Source organism: Quadrisphaera sp. RL12-1S (assembly GCF_014270065.1).
Classification (GTDB): Bacteria; Actinomycetota; Actinomycetes; order Actinomycetales; family Quadrisphaeraceae; genus Quadrisphaera.
In genome coordinates this window covers 1-17346 of the sequence record NZ_JACNME010000011.1, presented here as the reverse complement: position 1 = coordinate 17346, position 17346 = coordinate 1, and the positions used below count along the sequence as shown (strand labels likewise).

Annotated in this window: 15 protein-coding genes and 1 tRNA gene; 11 read left to right on the top strand and 5 right to left on the bottom strand. The window is 76.0% G+C overall.

Annotation, left to right across the window (positions count from 1 at the left end; translation table 11 throughout):
* Positions 1-11: 11 nt before the first annotated feature.
* Positions 12-87 (top strand) — tRNA-Thr (locus tag H7K62_RS16800).
* Positions 88-109: 22 nt separating this feature from the next.
* Here H7K62_RS16800 and H7K62_RS16795 read toward each other — a convergent pair.
* Entirely contained in the window at positions 110-1603 is a 1494-nt protein-coding gene (locus tag H7K62_RS16795) for a putative bifunctional diguanylate cyclase/phosphodiesterase (RefSeq protein ID WP_255480634.1), read from the bottom strand.
* 5 nt (positions 1604-1608) lie between these two features.
* The gene (locus H7K62_RS16790) at positions 1609-2760 is read right to left on the bottom strand and encodes an FIST signal transduction protein (protein ID WP_186720527.1); all 1152 of its coding nucleotides are present in this window, start codon (positions 2758-2760) and stop codon (positions 1609-1611) included.
* 168 nt (positions 2761-2928) lie between these two features.
* On the opposite strand from H7K62_RS16790, the gene H7K62_RS16785 reads away from it, so the two are divergent.
* The 4 genes from H7K62_RS16785 to H7K62_RS16770 all read left to right on the top strand — a co-directional run bounded on the left by H7K62_RS16785 (position 2929) and on the right by H7K62_RS16770 (position 6698).
* The gene (locus H7K62_RS16785; RefSeq protein ID WP_186720525.1) at positions 2929-3252 is read left to right on the top strand and encodes a putative quinol monooxygenase; all 324 of its coding nucleotides are present in this window, start codon (positions 2929-2931) and stop codon (positions 3250-3252) included.
* A 29-nt stretch (positions 3253-3281) separates the two neighbouring features.
* Positions 3282-4121: a PfkB family carbohydrate kinase gene (locus tag H7K62_RS16780; RefSeq protein ID WP_186720523.1), complete on the top strand. Its 840-nt coding sequence runs from the start codon at positions 3282-3284 to the stop codon at positions 4119-4121.
* 33 nt (positions 4122-4154) lie between these two features.
* Entirely contained in the window at positions 4155-5618 is a 1464-nt protein-coding gene (locus H7K62_RS16775; RefSeq protein WP_186720521.1) for an aspartate ammonia-lyase, read from the top strand.
* A 75-nt stretch (positions 5619-5693) separates the two neighbouring features.
* Positions 5694-6698 (top strand): sugar phosphate isomerase/epimerase family protein, encoded by a 1005-nt coding sequence (locus H7K62_RS16770; protein ID WP_186720519.1) that lies wholly within the window; start codon positions 5694-5696, stop codon positions 6696-6698.
* Positions 6699-6753: 55 nt separating this feature from the next.
* On the opposite strand, the gene H7K62_RS16765 is transcribed toward H7K62_RS16770, so the two are convergent.
* On the bottom strand, positions 6754-7140 hold the full coding sequence (locus H7K62_RS16765) for a GNAT family N-acetyltransferase (protein ID WP_186720517.1): 387 nt from the start codon (positions 7138-7140) through the stop codon (positions 6754-6756).
* Between the two features lie 91 nt (positions 7141-7231).
* Here H7K62_RS16765 and H7K62_RS16760 point away from each other — a divergent pair, with 91 nt between their 5' ends.
* The gene (locus H7K62_RS16760) at positions 7232-7627 is read left to right on the top strand and encodes a hypothetical protein (RefSeq protein WP_222437761.1); all 396 of its coding nucleotides are present in this window, start codon (positions 7232-7234) and stop codon (positions 7625-7627) included.
* On the opposite strand, the gene H7K62_RS24180 is transcribed toward H7K62_RS16760, so the two are convergent.
* Both H7K62_RS24180 and H7K62_RS16750 read right to left on the bottom strand, forming a co-directional pair.
* Positions 7605-8912: an ATP-binding protein gene (locus tag H7K62_RS24180; RefSeq protein ID WP_186720514.1), complete on the bottom strand. Its 1308-nt coding sequence runs from the start codon at positions 8910-8912 to the stop codon at positions 7605-7607. The two genes, H7K62_RS16760 and H7K62_RS24180, sit on opposite strands and share 23 nt — an antisense overlap.
* A gap of 46 nt (positions 8913-8958) precedes the next feature.
* A complete protein-coding gene (locus H7K62_RS16750; RefSeq protein ID WP_370591826.1) occupies positions 8959-9993 on the bottom strand; it encodes an aldo/keto reductase in 1035 nt (344 codons plus the stop codon).
* A 151-nt stretch (positions 9994-10144) separates the two neighbouring features.
* Here H7K62_RS16750 and H7K62_RS16745 point away from each other — a divergent pair, with 151 nt between their 5' ends.
* The 5 genes from H7K62_RS16745 (at position 10145) to H7K62_RS16725 (ending at position 17003) form a co-directional block, all read left to right on the top strand.
* Positions 10145-10645 (top strand): hypothetical protein, encoded by a 501-nt coding sequence (locus tag H7K62_RS16745; protein ID WP_186720507.1) that lies wholly within the window; start codon positions 10145-10147, stop codon positions 10643-10645.
* Between the two features lie 45 nt (positions 10646-10690).
* The gene (locus H7K62_RS16740; RefSeq protein ID WP_186720505.1) at positions 10691-11659 is read left to right on the top strand and encodes a tetratricopeptide repeat protein; all 969 of its coding nucleotides are present in this window, start codon (positions 10691-10693) and stop codon (positions 11657-11659) included.
* A gap of 72 nt (positions 11660-11731) precedes the next feature.
* Positions 11732-13423 (top strand): hypothetical protein, encoded by a 1692-nt coding sequence (locus H7K62_RS16735; protein ID WP_186720503.1) that lies wholly within the window; start codon positions 11732-11734, stop codon positions 13421-13423.
* Between the two features lie 56 nt (positions 13424-13479).
* Positions 13480-14514 (top strand): Gfo/Idh/MocA family protein, encoded by a 1035-nt coding sequence (locus H7K62_RS16730; RefSeq protein ID WP_186720501.1) that lies wholly within the window; start codon positions 13480-13482, stop codon positions 14512-14514.
* Positions 14515-14564: 50 nt separating this feature from the next.
* Positions 14565-17003, top strand: coding sequence for a heavy metal translocating P-type ATPase (locus H7K62_RS16725; RefSeq protein ID WP_222437760.1), 2439 nt, complete (start codon positions 14565-14567; stop codon positions 17001-17003).
* The last annotated feature ends 343 nt before the right edge of the window (positions 17004-17346 follow it).

Below are 17346 nucleotides of genomic sequence, written 5' to 3'. Positions count from 1 at the left end.
CGGGTGCGCAGGCCAGCATGGCGCAACTGGTAGCGCACTCGTCTTGTAAACGAGGGGTTGCGGGTTCGAGTCCCGCTGCTGGCCCCAGCACGGGCTCACCGGCCGCGTCTCAGCGCGCGGGGCTCCCCGCGGAGGCGCGGGCGGTGCCGAAGCGGGCGTCCAGGGCCGTGCCGTCGCCAGGGCTCCCGAAGAGGAAGCCCTGGGCCCGGTCGCAGCCCAGCTCGCGCAGCACCTCCGCCTGCGAGCGGCGCTCCACGCCCTCGGCCACCACGGCCACCCCCAGGGCGTGGGCCATCGCCACCACGGCCCCGACGACCGATACCGCCGCGGCGGCGGTGTCCACGTCGGCGACGAGGGAGCCGTCCACCTTGAGCGTCCGCGCGCCGCTGCGCCCCAGGTGGGCCAGCGACGTGCTCCCGGTCCCGAAGTCGTCGACGGCCAGGCCGACCCCGAGGCCGGCGAGCCGCTCCAGCGTGCGGCTCGCGGCCGTCGAGCACCGCCCCAGGCCCGCTTCGCCGACCTCCAGCTCCACGGCGCGCGCCGGGACGTCCCACCGGTGCAGGGCGGTGCTGAGCTCGTCCACCAGGACGGTGCTCTCCAGGGTGCGCGGCGAGACGTTGACGGACAGGGTCCGCCCGCCCCGGCACCAGGTGGCGGCGCGTCGGACCGCCTCGCCCACCACCCAGCGGTCGACCTCCACCACGAGCGCCCCCTCCGCGGCGGCGGGCACGAAGGAGCTGGCGGTCAGCAGCCCGTGGCCGGGCCGCTCCCAGCGCACCAGCGCCTCGGCGCCGGTCAGGCGCTCGTCGGCGAGGGTGACCTGCGGCTGGAAGGCCAGCCGCAGCTCGCCGCGCCGCACGCCCTCGCTGAGCGCGCTGCGCACCGAGACCCGCGAGTCGACGTCGGACTGCATGCTCGCGTCGAACACCGAGGTGCGGGCCTTGCCGGCCACCTTGGCGTCGTACATGGCCAGGTCGGCGCACCGCAGCAGCTGCTCCGCGTCGGCCCCCGGCCCCTCCGCGGTCGCGAGGCCGATGCTGGCGCTCACCACCGCGTCGTGGCCGTCCACCCGGAACGGGGTGCACAGCTGCGCGCTGACGCGGGACGCCACGGCCGCGGCGGCCTCCGCGTCGGCGCCCTCGCAGACCACCACGAACTCGTCGCCCCCCAGGCGCGCCACGATGTCGGTGGGCCGCAGGCAGGACCGGATGCGCTCGGCGGCCCGCACGAGCAGCTCGTCCCCGGCGGCGTGCCCGAGGCTGTCGTTGACCTGCTTGAAGCCGTCCAGGTCCACGAACAGGGCGGTGGCGCCCCGTCCGGAGCGCCCGGCGCCCAGCAGCCCCTGCAGGTGCGCGAGCAGAGCCGCGCGGTTGGGCAGCCCGGTCAGGGCGTCCTGCAGGGCCCGCTGGCTGAGCGCGTCGTGCAGGCCGCGCATCTCGCGGGTGGAGACCTCCAGGGAGCGCTCCAGGGTGTAGCGCTCCTCGTCGGCCTCGGTGTAGGTCCGGCTCACGACGGCGAGGAGCTCGGTCCAGCCGTCGCCGGCGGGGGCCGCCGCGGGGTCGACGCCGAGGCGGCGCAGCTGCCGCTCCAGGGTCCGGTGCATCTCGGTCACGAGGCGGCCTCCCGCAGCAGGGTCAGCGTCATGGTCTGGTTGTGCAGGTCGCACCCGGTGGAGCCGGCGGGCGACAGCTCTCCGTAGGAGTAGAAGCCGACCACCTGGTCGTCGCCGCCGAGCCGGTCCACCACGGCGTCGAGCTCGTCCTCGGTGCGCCGTCCCAGGAGGAGGCGGCGGCCCACGCAGCTCACGGCCAGGGCCAGCACCGGCGGGCCCGCGGGCAGCGCGGCCGCCGCTGCGGCGTCTCCGGCGGCGTCGACGAGGTCCCCGGTGGTGGTGCGCATGAGCTGGGCCACGGAGCCCTCGGGGACGTCGCCGGCGAAGGTCATGCTGCGCGCGGCGTCGTCCACCCCGAGCACGGTGCGCACCAGGTCGCGGTCGGGCCGCTGGGGCGTGCGCACCTGCAGCGGGAAGAGCAGCGCCGTGCCGGGCAGGCCCTGCGCGCGGTCACCGAGGTACTCGCGGTACAGGTCCAGCGCCGGACGGCCGTCCAGCTCCAGCAGCAGAGAGCCCTCGGCGCGCGTCACCGAGCGCTGGGGGCCGAGCGGCGACCAGCCGCCGCGCGAGCTCGCCCGGACCTGCACGTCGGCGCCGTACACGCCGACGGCGGTCGCGCTGGCGGCCACCGGCCTGCCGTCCACGAGCACCCAGGTCCGCTCGAACCTGTCCCCGTCCCCGGCCAGGCCTCCCGTCACGAGCACGCCGTCACCCGCGCCCCCGGCGAGACCGCCCGCCAGAGCGCTGCCGTTGACGTCCAGGCCGTCGGCCAGCACCAGCACCCAGGCGAGGTCGTCACCGCGGCTGCGCAGGCGCTGCCCGAGCTCGCGGCCGACCTCGGCGGAGCCTGCCGCGGTGACCGCGGAGGCCTCCAGCGCGAGGCGCGAGGTGGCGAAGCGGACCACGCAGGCGGTGAGTCCGCCGTCGGCGACCTCGGCGCCCACCACCTGGCCGGCGGTCGAGCAGCCGACCACCACCGAGCGGGGGTGGGCGTCCACCACCTCCCGCAGGGCGGCGGAGGCGTCCCCGGTCCCGTCCAGCAGGTCGGAGTCGCCCAGCACCAGCAGCAGGGTGCTCAGTCCGTCCCAGTCGGGCAGCCGGGGGCTCCAGCCGTTGCGCGCCGTCCAGCGCGCGGTCACCACGTCCACGCTTCTCTCCTCGTGCGCCGGCTCCGGCGCGCAACCCTCTTCCTCGGCGGTCGGGGGCCTCGTGTGGAGCCCTCCGCGCCGGACGTGCCCCGTTCGGCGCAACCGCTCGTCACGCCTAGGGTGGTCACGCCGGTCGCACCGGACGCCGACGTCCTGAGGGGAGCTCCGATGATCTTCATCGCCGTGAAGTGGCGCATCAAGCCCGAGCACGCGGACAGCTGGCTGGAGGCGGTGGCCGACTTCACCGAGGCGACCCGCGCCGAGCCCGGCAACCTCTTCTTCGACTGGTCCCGCAGCGTCGAGGACCCGACCGAGTACGTCCTGCTCGAGGCCTTCACGGACGATGGCGCCGGTCCCCACGTCAGCAGCGACCACTTCGCCCACGCCATGAGGACGCTCGGCGAGAAGGTGGCCGAGCGCCCGCGGATCGTGAACTTCCAGCTCCCGCAGGACGACTGGTCGCGCCTGGGCGAGCTCCAGCTGGACGACTGAGGGCCGGCGCGGCGCCTAGGCTGACGGCTGTGGGCAGGGTGGTCGTGCTGGGGTCCGTCAACGTCGACCTGCACCTGCAGGTGGAGCGGCACCCCCGGGGCGGTGAGACGCTGCTCGCGGGCGGCCTGGAGCGCCGCTTCGGCGGCAAGGGCGGCAACCAGGCCGTCGCAGCGGCCGCCGCCGGTGCCGGCACGGTGCTGGTGGGCGCCGTCGGGGACGACGACGCCGGGCGCGAGTACCTGCGTCGGCTGGAGGCCTTCGGCGTCGACGTCTCAGCGGCCCGCGCCGTGGACGGCACCCCCACGGGGACCGCGGTCATCTGCGTGGACGCCGGCGGCGAGAACACCATCGTCGTCGCACCCGGCGCCAACCACCGGGTCGGCGCGGAGGACCTGGCGGCGCTGGACGCCGCCGCGGCGCTCGGGCCGGGGGACGTCCTGCTGGCGCAGCTGGAGCTGCCCCTGGAGGTCGTCGCCGAGGGCGCGCGGCGGGCAGCAGCGCGGGGAGCGCGCGTGGTGCTCAACCTCGCCCCCTACGCCGCGCTGCCCGCCGACGTGCTCGAGCTGGCCGACCCGGTGGTCGTCAACGAGCACGAGGCGGCCCTGCTGGAGGCCGACGGCCAGCACCCGTGGTCGCTGCTCGTCACGCTGGGCGCCGACGGCTCGCGGTGGGGCGACCTGGTCGTCCCCGGACGCCGGGTGGAGCACGTCGTCGACACGACCGGCGCCGGTGACTCCTTCTGCGGGGTCCTGGCGGCCCGGCTGGCCGCCGGAGACGACCGCCGCGCCGCCGTCGAGGCCGCCACCGCCGCCGCGGCGGTCACCGTGCAGCACGAGGGGGCGCAGCCGCCCCGGCCGCGACCCTCCTGAGGCGGCGTCCGGGGCGTGGCTAGGCTCGCCGCCGTGTCGACGCCGGAGACGACCGCGCGGACCCCCGGGACCACGGGCCACACGCGCCGCGAGCACGACCTGCTGGGAGACCGCGAGGTCGACGCGGCCGCCTACTACGGCGTCCACACCCTGCGGGCGCTGGAGAACTTCCCCATCTCGGGCAGCCCCATCAGCACCCACCCCGACCTCGTGGTGGCGCTGGCCTGCGTGAAGCAGGCCGCGGCGCGCGCCAACGCCGAGCTGGGCCTGCTGACCCCGGAGGTGGCTGCGGCGATCGAGGCGGCCTGCGAGGAGGTCCGCGGCGGGCGGCTGCACGAGCACTTCGTCGTCGACGTCATCCAGGGCGGCGCCGGCACGTCCACCAACATGAACGCCAACGAGGTCATCGCCAACCGCGCCATCGAGCTGCTCGGCGGCACCAAGGGCGACTACTCCGTGGTCCACCCGCTCGACCAGGTCAACCGCAGCCAGTCCACCAACGACGTCTACCCGACGGCGGTGAAGGTGGCGGTGCACGTCGCCATCGACAGGCTCCACGCGGTCATGAAGAGCCTGTCGCAGGCCTTCGCGCTCAAGGCCGACGAGTTCGCCGGCGTCCTCAAGATGGGCCGCACCCAGCTGCAGGACGCCGTGCCCATGACGCTCGGGCAGGAGTTCGCCACCTACGCCGTCATGGTCGCCGAGGACGCTGACCGCCTCGGCGAGGCGGCTGCGCTCATCCGGGAGATCAACCTCGGGGGGACGGCGATCGGCACCGGCCTCAACGCCCCGAGCCGCTACACGGAGCTCGCCGTCGCCGCCCTGCGCGAGATCAGCGGCGTCCCCGTGGTGAGCGCCACCGACCTCGTGGAGGCCACCCAGGACGTCGGCTCCTTCGTGCAGCTCTCGGGCGTGCTCAAGCGCACCGCGGTGAAGCTGTCGAAGATCTGCAACGACCTGCGGCTGCTGTCCTCCGGACCGCGCAGCGGCTTCTCGGAGATCAACCTGCCCCCGGTCCAGGCGGGGTCCTCGATCATGCCGGGCAAGGTGAACCCGGTGATCCCCGAGGTGGTCAACCAGGTGGCCTTCGAGGTGGTCGGCAACGACGTCGCGATCTCCTTCGCCGCCGAGGGCGGGCAGCTGCAGCTCAACGCCTTCGAGCCGATCATCGCCCACAACCTCTTCGAGTCCGTGACGCACCTGACGGCCGCCTGCCGCGTGCTGGAGACCCGGTGCGTGATGGGCATCACCGCCAACACCGAGCACCTGCGCGGGGTGGTGGAGCGCTCCATCGGCATCGTCACGGCGCTCAACCCGCACATCGGCTACGCCGCGGCCACCGAGGTCGCGGCCGAGGCGCTGGCCTCGGGGCGCAGCGTCACCGAGCTGGTGGTCGAGCGCGGCCTCATGACCCCGGAGCAGGTCGACGCCGTGATGCGCCCGGAGGTGCTCATCCCCACCCTGCAGCGCCGCGCCGCCACCGTCCGAGACGTCTGACCCCCCGCTCCGGACCTACCACCCGGTAGGTCCATGCTGGGGCACCACCACCGCTGACGAGCAGGAGCTTCGACGATGACGCGACCGATCACGCTGTTCACCGGCCAGTGGGCCGACCTGCCCTTCACCGAGGTGGCCCGGCTGGCCGGCGAGTGGGGCTTCGACGGCCTCGAGATCGCCTGCTGGGGCGACCACCTCGACCCGTACCGCGTGGTGGAGGAGGACGGCTACCTCGAGGAGAAGCAGAGGGTCCTGGCCGAGAACGGCCTGCAGGTCTTCGCCATCTCCAACCACCTCACCGGCCAGGCCGTCTGCGACGACCCGATCGACGAGCGCCACGAGGACATGCTCTCCCCGCGCGTGTGGGGCGACGGCGAGCCCGAGGGCGTGCGCCAGCGCGCGGCCGACGCGCTGAAGATGACCGCCCGCGCCGCCGCCAAGATGGGCGTGAAGACCGTCACGGGCTTCACCGGCTCCTCCATCTGGAAGTGCGTGGCCATGTTCCCGCCGCCGCCCGCCGGGATGATCGAGCGCGGGTACGAGGACTTCGCCCGTCGCTGGAACCCGATCATCGACGTCTTCGACGAGGTCGGGGTGCGCTTCGCGCTCGAGGTGCACCCCAGCGAGATCGCCTACGACTACTGGACCGCCAAGAAGACCCTCGAGGTGCTCGACCGCCCCGGCTTCGGGCTGAACTTCGACCCGTCGCACTTCATCTGGCAGGACCTCGACCCGGTGATGTTCCTGCAGGACTTCGCCGAGAAGATCTACCACGTCCACGTCAAGGAGTCGGTCCGCCACCTCGACGGCCGCAACGGCCGGCTGGGCTCGCACCTGCCCTGGGCCGACCCGCGCCGCGGCTGGGACTTCGTCACCGCCGGCCACGGCCACGTGGACTGGGAGCCGATCTTCCGCACCCTCAACGCCATCGGCTACGCCGGTCCTACCAGCGTGGAGTGGGAGGACGCCGGCATGGACCGCCTCGTCGGCGCTCCGCAGGCGCTGGCGATGGTGAGGGAGCTCGCGAGGATCTCCCCGCCGGCCGCCGCCTTCGACGCCGCCTTCTCCACCAGGCGCTGACTCACCTCTGCCGCCCCTGACCCGCCGCCCGCCGCTCGTCGGCCGGCGCCCCGGGTCAGGGGCGGCGCTGCACCACGACGTCGTCGAACTCCGGGTGCGCGGCCACCCAGCGGCTGACGAAGGGGCAGATGGCCGCCGCCCGCCGGCCGTCGGTGCGGGTCTGCTCGAGGGCGTGCCGCACGACCGCGCTGGCCAGGCCGCGACCGCTGAACGCCTGGCCGACCTCGGTGTGGACGAACACCCGCCGCCCCTCGGACTCGAAGTACTCGGTGAAACCGGCGCGCCTCCCGCCGACGTGCACCTCGTAGCGCCGCTTCTCCGGCACGTGCAGGACCACCTGCCGCGCCTCGGGCAGCACCGCGCCGGGCCTCGTGCTCGGGGGTGCGGCGGGGGGCGCGCTCGGCGTGGGGAGCGTCACGGCGGGCGGGTCGGTGACGGCCATGGACCATGGTCGCGCCCGTCCCGGGCGCGCGGGCGGTGCGAAACGCACTCGTCACACGGCGGCGGGGACCGCGGTCGCTTAGCGTCTCCGGGTGGGCTCCGACGCGCGCCGCGGCGAACCCCCGGTGACGCCGGACGGCCGCTACCTCGTGGTGCGCGGCCGCCTGTGGCGTCGCAGCGACCCGCGCCTGGAGGGCGCCGAGCGCGAGCGCCTGGTGGCCGAGCTCATGGCCGCGCGCCGCGCCAAGGGCGCGGCCCTGCGCTCCGGCGACGACGACGCGCGTGCCGCCGCCCGCTCCCGCGTGCAGGCGGCCAAGGAGGCCCTCGGCGAGCGCGGCCCCGTGTGGTGGGACGACGGCGCCCCCGACCTCACCCGCCACCTCGCCCGCACGACGCCCTACGCGGACTGGTTCTCCGCGCTGGACGACGGCGGCGACGACGACGAGGGTGGCCGGGGCCGGCGCGTCACAGGCGCGCCAGCGTCGTGATGTCCTCGGCGAACTCGGCGGCCGCTTCCGCGGAGACGGTGGCGCGGGTGCTGGCCACGGCCCGCAGGTAGTCCTGCGTGGTCGGCCCCAGCGGGCCGCCGTCGGCACCGACCTCCCCGCCGTCGCCGGCGCTGGCGAGGGCGTGCTCCATGGCGGCCTGGGAGGCGCGCCGAGCGGCGAACTCGATGTCGGCGGGGGAGAAGCCCTCGCTGTGCGCGACCACCTCGGCCAGGTCCACACCTCCCGGCCGGCTGGCCGCACCGGCGGGCAGGTACGCCCGCCAGATCGCGTGGCGGGCGGCGGCGTCGGGCAGCCCGATGGGCAGCACGTAGTCGAAGCGCCCGTGGCGCAGGAACGCCCCGTCGATGGCGCGGATGAAGTTGGTGGCGCACACCAGCAACCGCCCGGGCTGCTCCCGGAACGCCGGGATGAGCTTGAGCAGCTCGTTGGTGACGCCCTGCAGCGGGCTGGGCGGCTCACCCCCTCGCCTGCCGGCGATCTCCTCGACCTCGTCGATGAACACCACCACGTGCTCCAGCGCGGCGATCTTGGTGAAGGTGTCGCGCAGCGCGCCGGCCAGCCCGGCGGGGTCGGCGGCCAGGCGGGAGGGGAAGACCTCCACGAAGGGCCACTCCAGCCGGGAGGCGATGGCCTTGGCGAAGGTGGTCTTGCCGGTGCCGGGCGGGCCGAACAGGACCACGGCGCGCGGCGGGGCCACCCCGAACCTGTCGGCGACGTCGGGGTGGGCCAGGGGGATCACCAGGCGGCGCTCCAGCAGGCCCTTCTCCTCGGTCATGCCGCCGATGGCGTCCCAGCGGTCACGGGGCAGCATCCGCCCGCCGAGCTCGGCGAGCAGGGCGACCTCGGCGCGCTGCAGGGGCAGGTCGCGCTCGAGGTAGTGCAGGTCCTTGAGGGTGCGGAAGCCCTGGCGGTGGAAGGCGCCCAGGGCGGTGGGGTCGTCGGTGAGCAGGGCTGACAGCTTGGTGAGGCCGGACCCCGTCATCTCCCGCTCCAGGGCGGCCAGCAGGCGCGGTCCCAGGTCCTCGTGCCCGGGCGCGGTCCCGAGGAAGACCACCCACCCCTGGGCGTGGGCGGCGCGCCCGACGACGGCGCCGACCAGGCGTCCGGCCTCGTGGGCGAGGACGGCGTGGTCCTTCTCGCAGGAGGCGAGCACCTCGGCCAGCCCGTACACCGGCTGACCGGCCGTGCGGGCCGAGGCCTCCCACAGCGCGAGCACCCCCTCGACGTCGTCGGCGTGGAAGGGACGCATCGTCACGCGGCTCACCCGCGTGATCCTGGCGGCTGCGGCGCCGCAGCCGCCAGGGGCGGGCTCAGCCGTTGGTGAGCCGCGCCATGTGCTCCGGGTAGCGCTCGCCCTGGACCTCGACGCGCGCGTGCGCGGCGTCGATGGCCGCGACGTCCTCGGCGGTGAGGTCCAGCTCGACGGCCCCGAGGTTCTCCTCGAGCCTGCTGAGGCGTCGCGTGCCGGGGATCGGCACCACCCACGGGCGCTGCGCGAGCAGCCAGGCCAGCGCGATCTGCCCGGTGGTGGCCCCCTTCGCGGCGGCGACCTCGCCCAGGAGGTCGAGCAGGGCCTGGTTGGCGGCCAGCGCCTCGGGCGTGAACCGGGGCAGCCCGGCGCGGATGTCGTCGTCCCCGAACGTGCTGGCCGCGCTGACGCCGCCGGTGAGGAAGCCGCGTCCCAGCGGGCTGAAGGGCACCAGCCCGATGCCGAGCTCCTCCAGGGTCGGCAGCACCTCGGCCTCGACGTCCCGGAACCAGATCGAGTACTCGCTCTGCAGCGCCGTCACCGGGTGCACGGCGTGCGCGCGGCGGATGGTGGCGGCGCTGGCCTCCGACAGGCCGAAGTGCTTGACCTTGCCCTCGGCGACCAGCTCGCCGACCACCCCCGCCACGTCCTCGACCGGCACGTCGGGATCCACGCGGTGCTGGTAGAGCAGGTCGATGACGTCGGTGCGCAGGCGCCGCAGGCTGGCCTCCACCACCTCGCGCACGTGCTCGGGGCGGCTGTCCGTGCCGTTCGGGCCACCGTGCCGCTTCGAGGCCTCGTCGATGGCGAAGCCGAACTTGGTGGCGATGACCACCTGGTCGCGGACGGGCTCCAGGGCCTCGCCCACCAGCTCCTCGTTGACGAAGGGCCCGTAGACCTCGGCGGTGTCGAAGAGCGTCACGCCCCGCTCCACCGCGCCGCGGATGACGGCCACCATCTCCTCGCGGGTGCCGGGGTTCGGGCCGAACGACTGGCTGAAGCCCATGCAGCCGAGGCCCAGGGCGGAGACCTCCAGGGCGGTGCCGTTCCGCGGGGAGCCGAGGGTGCGGGTCCCGGTGGTGTCTGCGGTGCTCACGACGACGACGCTAGGCGCCGCCGCGGGGGCCCGCCAGGGCGCGGGGCCGCCCCGCCGGGCCACCCCGGCGTCCTCCCCGGCGGGGGACGCGGCCCCGGGGCCCCGCGTGTCGGTCTCACCACCGCGGTGCCGTCGGTGGAACCCTCGTCGTGTGGGTGAGCAGCGGGGCGGGACCGAGGACCGCCGGGCAGCGGCGAGGGCCTGGCGGGCCCTGCCGCGAGCGCGCCGGCGCGCCGTGGTGCAGGCCGCGCAGCGCGGGGTGCGCTCCCACGACGAGCAGGCGCTGGCGCTGGCCGTCGCGCTGGCGCGGACGGCCCGCCGCTCTCCGGGAGACGTGTGGGCGCCCGGGGGGCACCGGGTGGTGAGCTCCTGGTCGGTGGCCGGGGCCGCTGGCGTGCTGGCCGCGGAGGCCGGGCTCTTCGCGGCGCTCGACGCCGTCCCGGTGGTCGTCGCGGTGGCCGTCGCCGCGGTCGCCGTCGTCCTCGCCCTCGTGGCCACCGTCCGGGTCCGCGGAGCGCGCCGCACGCGGGCGCTGCTGCTGCAGGCCCCGACGGGGCGGGTCCCGGGCGTCCTGCGGCTGCCCGCCTCGGCGCCCCGCACGCTGCCGCTGCCCCGCGTGCCCGCCGAGGACGTCCTGTCCCTGCGCCCCTGAGGCGCCGCGTCCGCGTCGGTCGGGGCGGGTTGGCACAGTACGGGGGTGGACCAGACCGGGGCGGGTGGCGCGCAGAGCGCGGCGGAGCACCACGACCGCGGCGTCGACGCCGCCGAGGCGGGTCACCACGAGGAGGCTGCGGAGGCGTTCGCGCGCGCCGTGCAGCTGGGAGACCGGGACGCCCTGCTCGGCCTCGGCAACGCCCTGCTCGACCTCGGGCGCGACGCGGAGGCGGAGGCCGCCTTCGCGCGGGCCGTGGAGCAGGGCGACCCGATGGCGGGCCTGAACCTGGGCATCGCCCGCGAGCGCCTCGAGGACTGGGCGGGGGCCGAGTCCGCCTACCAGGGGGCGCGCGCCGCCGGGGACCCGCGGGCGCTGGTGTTCCTGGCCGACGTGTGGCGCTGGCACGCCGGCGCCCCGGGGGTCCGCGGCGGTGAGGACGACGCCCGGGACCTGCTGCGCGCCGCCGCTGCCGCGGGGGACGCGGAGGCGAGCGCGGTGCTGGGCACCTGGCTGTTCAGCGAGGCCTCCGGCCCGGCGGCGGGGGGCGAGGACGGGCTGGCCGCGCTGCCGCCGGGCGGTGAGGTGGAGCGGTTGCTGCGGTCCGGGGCGGACGTCGACGCCGACGCGCGCGGGGACCTGGCGTGGCTGCTCCGCACACGAGGCGTCCGGCGCCCGGACGCGGCGGCGCTCGCGGAGGCCGAGTCGCTGCTGCGCGCCGGTGCCGCCGAGGGGGACCCGACCAGCGCCATCCGCCTCGCTCTGCTGCTCGAGGAGGACCGCGGAGACCTCGACGGCGCCGAGCGGGTGCTGCGCTCGCTGGCGGAGGGCGGGGAGCCGCGCGCGTGGAACAACCTGGGGCTGCTGCTGGAGCGGCGCGGGCGGGTGGTGGAGGCGCGGCGGGTGCTCTCCCGGGGCGTGCGGGCCGGGGACGTCCTGGCCGCCAAGAACCTGCGCTCGTTCCTCGTGCGACACCACCCGGCGCAGGTCGCGGAGGGCACCGCTCCGCTGTGAGCACCGCCCCGGGGCGCGAGCGGCCCGGTCCCGGCGCTTGAGCGACCGGCGCCTCGTGCCGATGCCCGGAGGGTGACCACCACGGCCGTCCCGATGACGACTCCGGCGCCCCCGGCCGCCGCACCGCTGCCCGTCGCGGCCGAGGCCCCCGAGGACGCCGCGCGCGAGCCGCGCGGCGTCCAGTTCGGCGCCACGCGCCGCGGTCTGCGCGTGGCGTGGCTGCCGGCGCCGGGACCGGTGCGCGCGCGGCTCGCCTTCCGCGTCGGCGCGGTCGACGAGCGGCTGCCCGAGCGGGGCCTCACCCACCTCGTGGCCCACCTGGCGCACCGCTTCACGGACGTCGGGCTCGAGGCGGACGGGGAGCGTCCCGCCGAGCCCTGGCACCGGCCGTGCACCTCGCCGCTGGAGGTCGTCTTCACGGCCACCGGCTCCGAGAGCGACGTCCGCGACCGGCTGGTCGCGCTCTGCGAGGGCCTGGCGTCCCTCGGCGAGGTCCTGCCCGAGGAGGTCGCCCACGAGGTCGGCCACCTGCAGGCCGAGGCGGACCTGCGCCTGCCCAGCAGCTGGGACCTGCTCCGCACCGCCCGCCACGGGATGCGCGGCTGGGGCCAGCTCGCCACCTCCGAGCTCGCCGCTCCCACCGCAGACGGGGCAGCGCTCACCCGCTGGGTGGAGCGCTGGTTCTCCGCGTCCAACGCCGTCCTGTCGGTGACCGGGCCGCGGGCCCCCGGCTGGGTCCTGCCGCTGCTCTCCGGCGAGGCGTCGCCGGCGTCCGCGCCGCAGGCGCCCCAGCTCTCCCTGCCCGCCCGCGTGGAGGGGCCCTCGGGGTCCGTGGCGGTCACCGCGCTCGCGCAGGACGGCGCCGCCGCGCACGCCGGGTGGTGGTGGCTGCACCGCCTCGCGCTCGAGGAGCTGAGGCTGCGCGGTGCGGCGGCCACCGACGTCGAGGTGGAGGTCACGCCCGTCGGCGGCGGCGTGCTCGAGCTCGGCCTGGCGGTCCACGCCGCGGCGGACCCGGCGCAGGACGCCCTGCACGCCGTGCAGGACGCCACCGCCCGCGCCTGCAGCGAACCGCTCCCGGACGCGGAGCTGTCCCGGTGGGTGTCCGACCTGTCCGCCACCGGCCCCCTGGACGAGCTCGACGAGCTGGACGAGCTGGCGCGGGCGTGGCTGCTGTCGGGCCTGGCCGAGCCGCCGGCGGTCGCGCCGCACGCCCGCCTGCTCGAGCAGGCGCGCACCCTGAGCCCCGCCGACGTGCTCGAGGCGCTGCGGACCGCGCTCGGCGCCGGCCTGCTGCAGGTCCCCCACGACGTCAGCGCCCCCGCGGGGCTGCCGCTCGCCCGCGCTGACGAGCGCGGCCCCCTCACCGGTCGCACCTGGGTGCCCGCCGACGGCGGCACGGCGCGCCTGGTCCTCGGTGAGGACGGCGTGCAGGTGCGGCACGCGGACGGCTCGGCCAGCACGGCGCTGTGGGACGGCGCCGTCGCCGTCCTGCACCGCCCGGGCGGGGCCCGCGTCGTCGTCAGCGCCACCGGCACGGACGTCGAGGTGGACCCGGCGGCCTGGGCCGACGGACCAGCCGCCGTCGAGGTGGTCGACGGCCTCGCCCCCGCCGACCTCGTGGTCGCGCTGCCCGCCCCGGCCGTGGAGCCGCAGCAGGCGGGGCCCGCCGGCCGCCGCGGCCGGGTGCTCGCGTCGCTGCGGGCGCTCGCGGCCACGCCGGTCGGTCGCCCCCGGCCCCCGCGGTCGCCCTCGGAGGGCTGAGGGCCGGCAGGGGCCCCGCCCTCGCCGGCTCCGCGGGAGTGGACCAGGCTCGGTGCATGCGACTGGTGCACATCGGGCTCGGCGGGTGGGGCAGGGACTGGGAGCGGACCGTGCTGCCGCGGGTCCCCGAGGTCGACCGCGTCGCCGTGGTCGAGCCCGACACCGCCGGGCTGGCGGCCTTCCAGCACGCCCACGACCTGCCCGACCGCGCCTGCGCCACCTCTCTGGAGCAGGCGCTGCGACAGGTCGAGGCCGACGGCGTCCTCATCACCGCTCCCGTCGGCGCGCACGTCCCGCTCGCCCTGGAGGCGCTCGAGGCGGGGCTGCACGTGCTCGTCGAGAAGCCCTTCGCGCCCACGGCCGCCGAGGCCGCGACCGCCGTGGTCAGGGCGGAGCAGCTCGGGCTGGTGCTGCAGGTCAGCCAGAACTACCGCGCCTACCCCGCACCGCGGGCCGCGCGCCGGCTGCTGCGCGAGGGCGCGCTCGGGGAGCTCTCGGCCGTCGCGGTCGACTTCCGGAAGTGGTCCAACGACGCGCCCGCCGCGACCAACCCCCACTACCGCTTCCCCCAGCCGCTCCTGGTGGACATGGCGATCCACCACGTCGACCTCCTGCGGTTCGTCACCGGGCGGGAGGTCCAGCGCGTGCACGCCGTGACCTCGTCCCCGCCGTGGAGCCGCTTCGTCGAGCCCGCCGTCGCCTCGGTGCTGCTCGAGATGACCGGCGGTCTGGTGGCGAGCTACCGCGGGAGCTGGCTGTCGCGCGGTCGTCCCACGCCGTGGGCGGGGGAGTGGAGCATCACCGGCGAGCTCGGCGAGCTGCAGCTGGCGAGCCGCCACGGCGGCGAGGCGCCTCCGGCGGACGACGCCCTCGTCCTGCGGGGTCCCGACGGGGACGAGACCCCCGTCGAGCTGGAGGTGTCGGCGCTGTGGGGACGCGCGGCGGGGCTGCAGCAGTTCGCCCGTGCGGCCGCGGGCGGTCCTCCGCCGGAGGTCACCGGCCGCGACAACCTGGCCAGCCTCGCGGTCGTGGAGGCGACGGTCCGGTCGTCGCAGACCGGCGCTGTGGAGGACGTCGTCGTCCCGCGGTGACGGGACCGCGCCGGCCCGTCACAGATACCCCCCGGGGGTACCATGGACGGGTGGCTGAGCACGAGCACGCGTCCACGAGCACCGCCGCGCGGTCCGTCGACCCGGTGTGCGGCATGTCCGTGGACCCCGACGGGCCCCTCACGGCCGAGCGGGACGGGCACCGCTACGCGTTCTGCTCCGAGCACTGCCGCTCCCGCTTCCTGGCCGGCGACGAGCGCAGTCCCGGCCACGAGGGCCACCGGCCCGCGAGCGACCACGGCGGAGCGGACGCCACCTACACGTGCCCCATGCACCCCGAGGTGCGTCACCGCGGACCCGGCAGCTGCCCGGAGTGCGGGATGGCCCTCGAGCCTCTGGAGGTCACCGCTGGGGCGGGACCCAACCCCGAGCTGGCCGACATGACCCGCCGCCTGCGGGTCGCCGCCGTGCTCGCGGCGCTCGTCGTCGTCCTCGAGATGGGGAGCCACCTCGTGCCCGGGCTCGACCGGGCCGTGACTCCCGCGGCGTCCGGCTGGGCGCAGCTGGTCCTGGCCACCCCCGTGGTGCTGTGGGCGGGGTGGCCCTTCCTCCGGCGCGGCTGGACGTCGGTGCGCACGGGCCGGCTGAACATGTTCACCCTGATCGCCCTGGGCGTGGGCGTCGCCTACGCCTACAGCCTGGTCGCCACGGTCCTCCCGGGCGCCTTCCCGCTGGAGCTGAGGGGGCAGGACGGACGCCCCGCCGCGTACTTCGAGCCGGCCGCCGTCATCGTGGCGCTCGTGCTCGTCGGGCAGGTCCTCGAGCTGCGGGCGCGCGAGCGCACCTCCGGCGCCGTCCGCGCCCTGCTGGACCTCGCCCCTCCGACGGCCGTGCGCGTCAGCGCCGGCAGCTCCTGCGGCAGCTCCCCGTCCCCGGGGGAGGAGACCGAGGTGCCGCTCGAGGAGGTGGTCGTCGGCGACGTCCTGCGGGTGCGCCCCGGCGAACGCGTCCCCGTGGACGGCGTCGTGGTCGACGGCCGGTCCACCGTCGACGAGTCGCTGGTGACCGGTGAGCCCATGCCGGTCACCAAGGGCGTCGGCGACCGCGTGGTGGGCGGCACCACCGCGTCAGGCGGCGGCTTCCTCCTGCGGGCCGAGGGGGTCGGGCGGGACACCGTGCTGGCCCGCATCGTCGCGTCCGTCCAGGAGGCCCAGCGCTCGCGGGCTCCCGTCCAGCGGGTGGCCGACCGGGTGTCGGCGGTGTTCGTGCCCGTGGTGGTGGGCGTCGCGCTGGCGGCCTTCCTCGTGTGGGCCCTGGCCGGGCCCGAGCCCCGTCTCCCGCACGCCCTCGTCGTCGGCGTGTCGGTGCTGATCATCGCCTGCCCCTGCGCGCTGGGGCTGGCGACGCCGGTGTCCGTCGGTGTCGGGGTGGGCCGGGGCGCCCAGCTCGGCGTGCTCGTGCGGGACGCCTCCGCGCTCGAGCGGCTGCAGCGGGTCGACGTCGTCGTGCTCGACAAGACGGGGACCCTCACCGAGGGCCGCCCGTCGGCCCGGCTGGCGGCCACCAGCGGCCCCGATGACGACGACGACGACGTGCTGCGCTGGGCCGCCGCGGCCGAGCGAGGCAGCGAGCACCCCCTCGCCCGGGCGGTGCTGGAGGCCGCGCGTGACCGGGGGCTGGAGGTCCCGGCGGCCGAGGGGTTCGAGGCACCTGCCGGCCGCGGTGTCCGCGCCGTGGTGCAGGGCCGCGCGGTGCTGGTCGGCAGCCCGGCGTTCCTCGAGGAGGAGGGGGCCGACGGGGTCGGCTCCTTGGCCGGGCCCGCGTCGCAGGTGCGCGCCAGCGGGGGCACGGCGGTGCTCATCGCGGTGGACGGGCGCGCCGTCGGGCTCCTGGCGATCACCGACCGCGTCCGCGAGAGCACTCCCGCCGCCCTGGCGGCGCTGCGGTCGCAGGGGCTCGAGGTGGTCGTGCTCACCGGTGACGCGCGGGGGACCGCCGCAGCCGTGGCCGCTGAGCTCGGCATCGAGCGCGTGGAGGCCGAGGTGCGCCCGGAGGGCAAGGCGCGCTTCGTGGCCGACCTGCGCTCGCAGGGCCGCGTCGTGGCGATGGTGGGGGACGGCGTCAACGACGCGCCCGCCCTCGCTGCCGCCGACGTCGGGGTGGCCATGGGGTCCGGGACGGACGTGGCCGTGGAGGGTGCGGGGGTCGTGCTGCTGCACAGCGACCTCCAGGCCCTGGTGCGGGCGGTGGCGCTCTCCCGGGCCACCATGCGCAACATCCGGCAGAACCTCTGGTTCGCCTTCGCCTACAACGGCCTGGGCATCCCGCTGGCCGCAGGGGTGCTGTACCCCGCGGTCGGCGTGCTGCTGTCCCCCGAGGTGGCCGCCGCGGCCATGGCGCTGAGCTCCGTGAGCGTGATCGGCAACGCCTTGAGGCTGCGCCGGACCCCCTCTGAGGGACGTGGCGGAAGGCCCCGGTCGCATCGCCGCAGGTCAGGGGCGCGATTTGGTGTGGGGGTGGGGTGGGGGTAATGTTTCATCTCGCTTCCGGACGGGAAGAGCGGACCGGGGTCTTGATCCTGGCGCTGGACCTGGTTACTGTAGGGAAGTTGCCCCGTGAACGGCCGTGAGGTCTGGGATCGGTGTGTGTTCGTTTCTTGAGAACTCAACAGCGTGCCGAATGTCGATGCCAACTTTTGTTGGCTCGAGTTGGATGTCAGATGACGTCTTTTTCGTGCCAGATCGTTTTCTCTGGTCTTGATCGGTTTCGGTCTTGATCGGGTGTTGGCCTGCCTGTGCTTTTGGGTGTGGGTGGGTTTATCACATCAACGGAGAGTTTGATCCTGGCTCAGGACGAACGCTGGCGGCGTGCTTA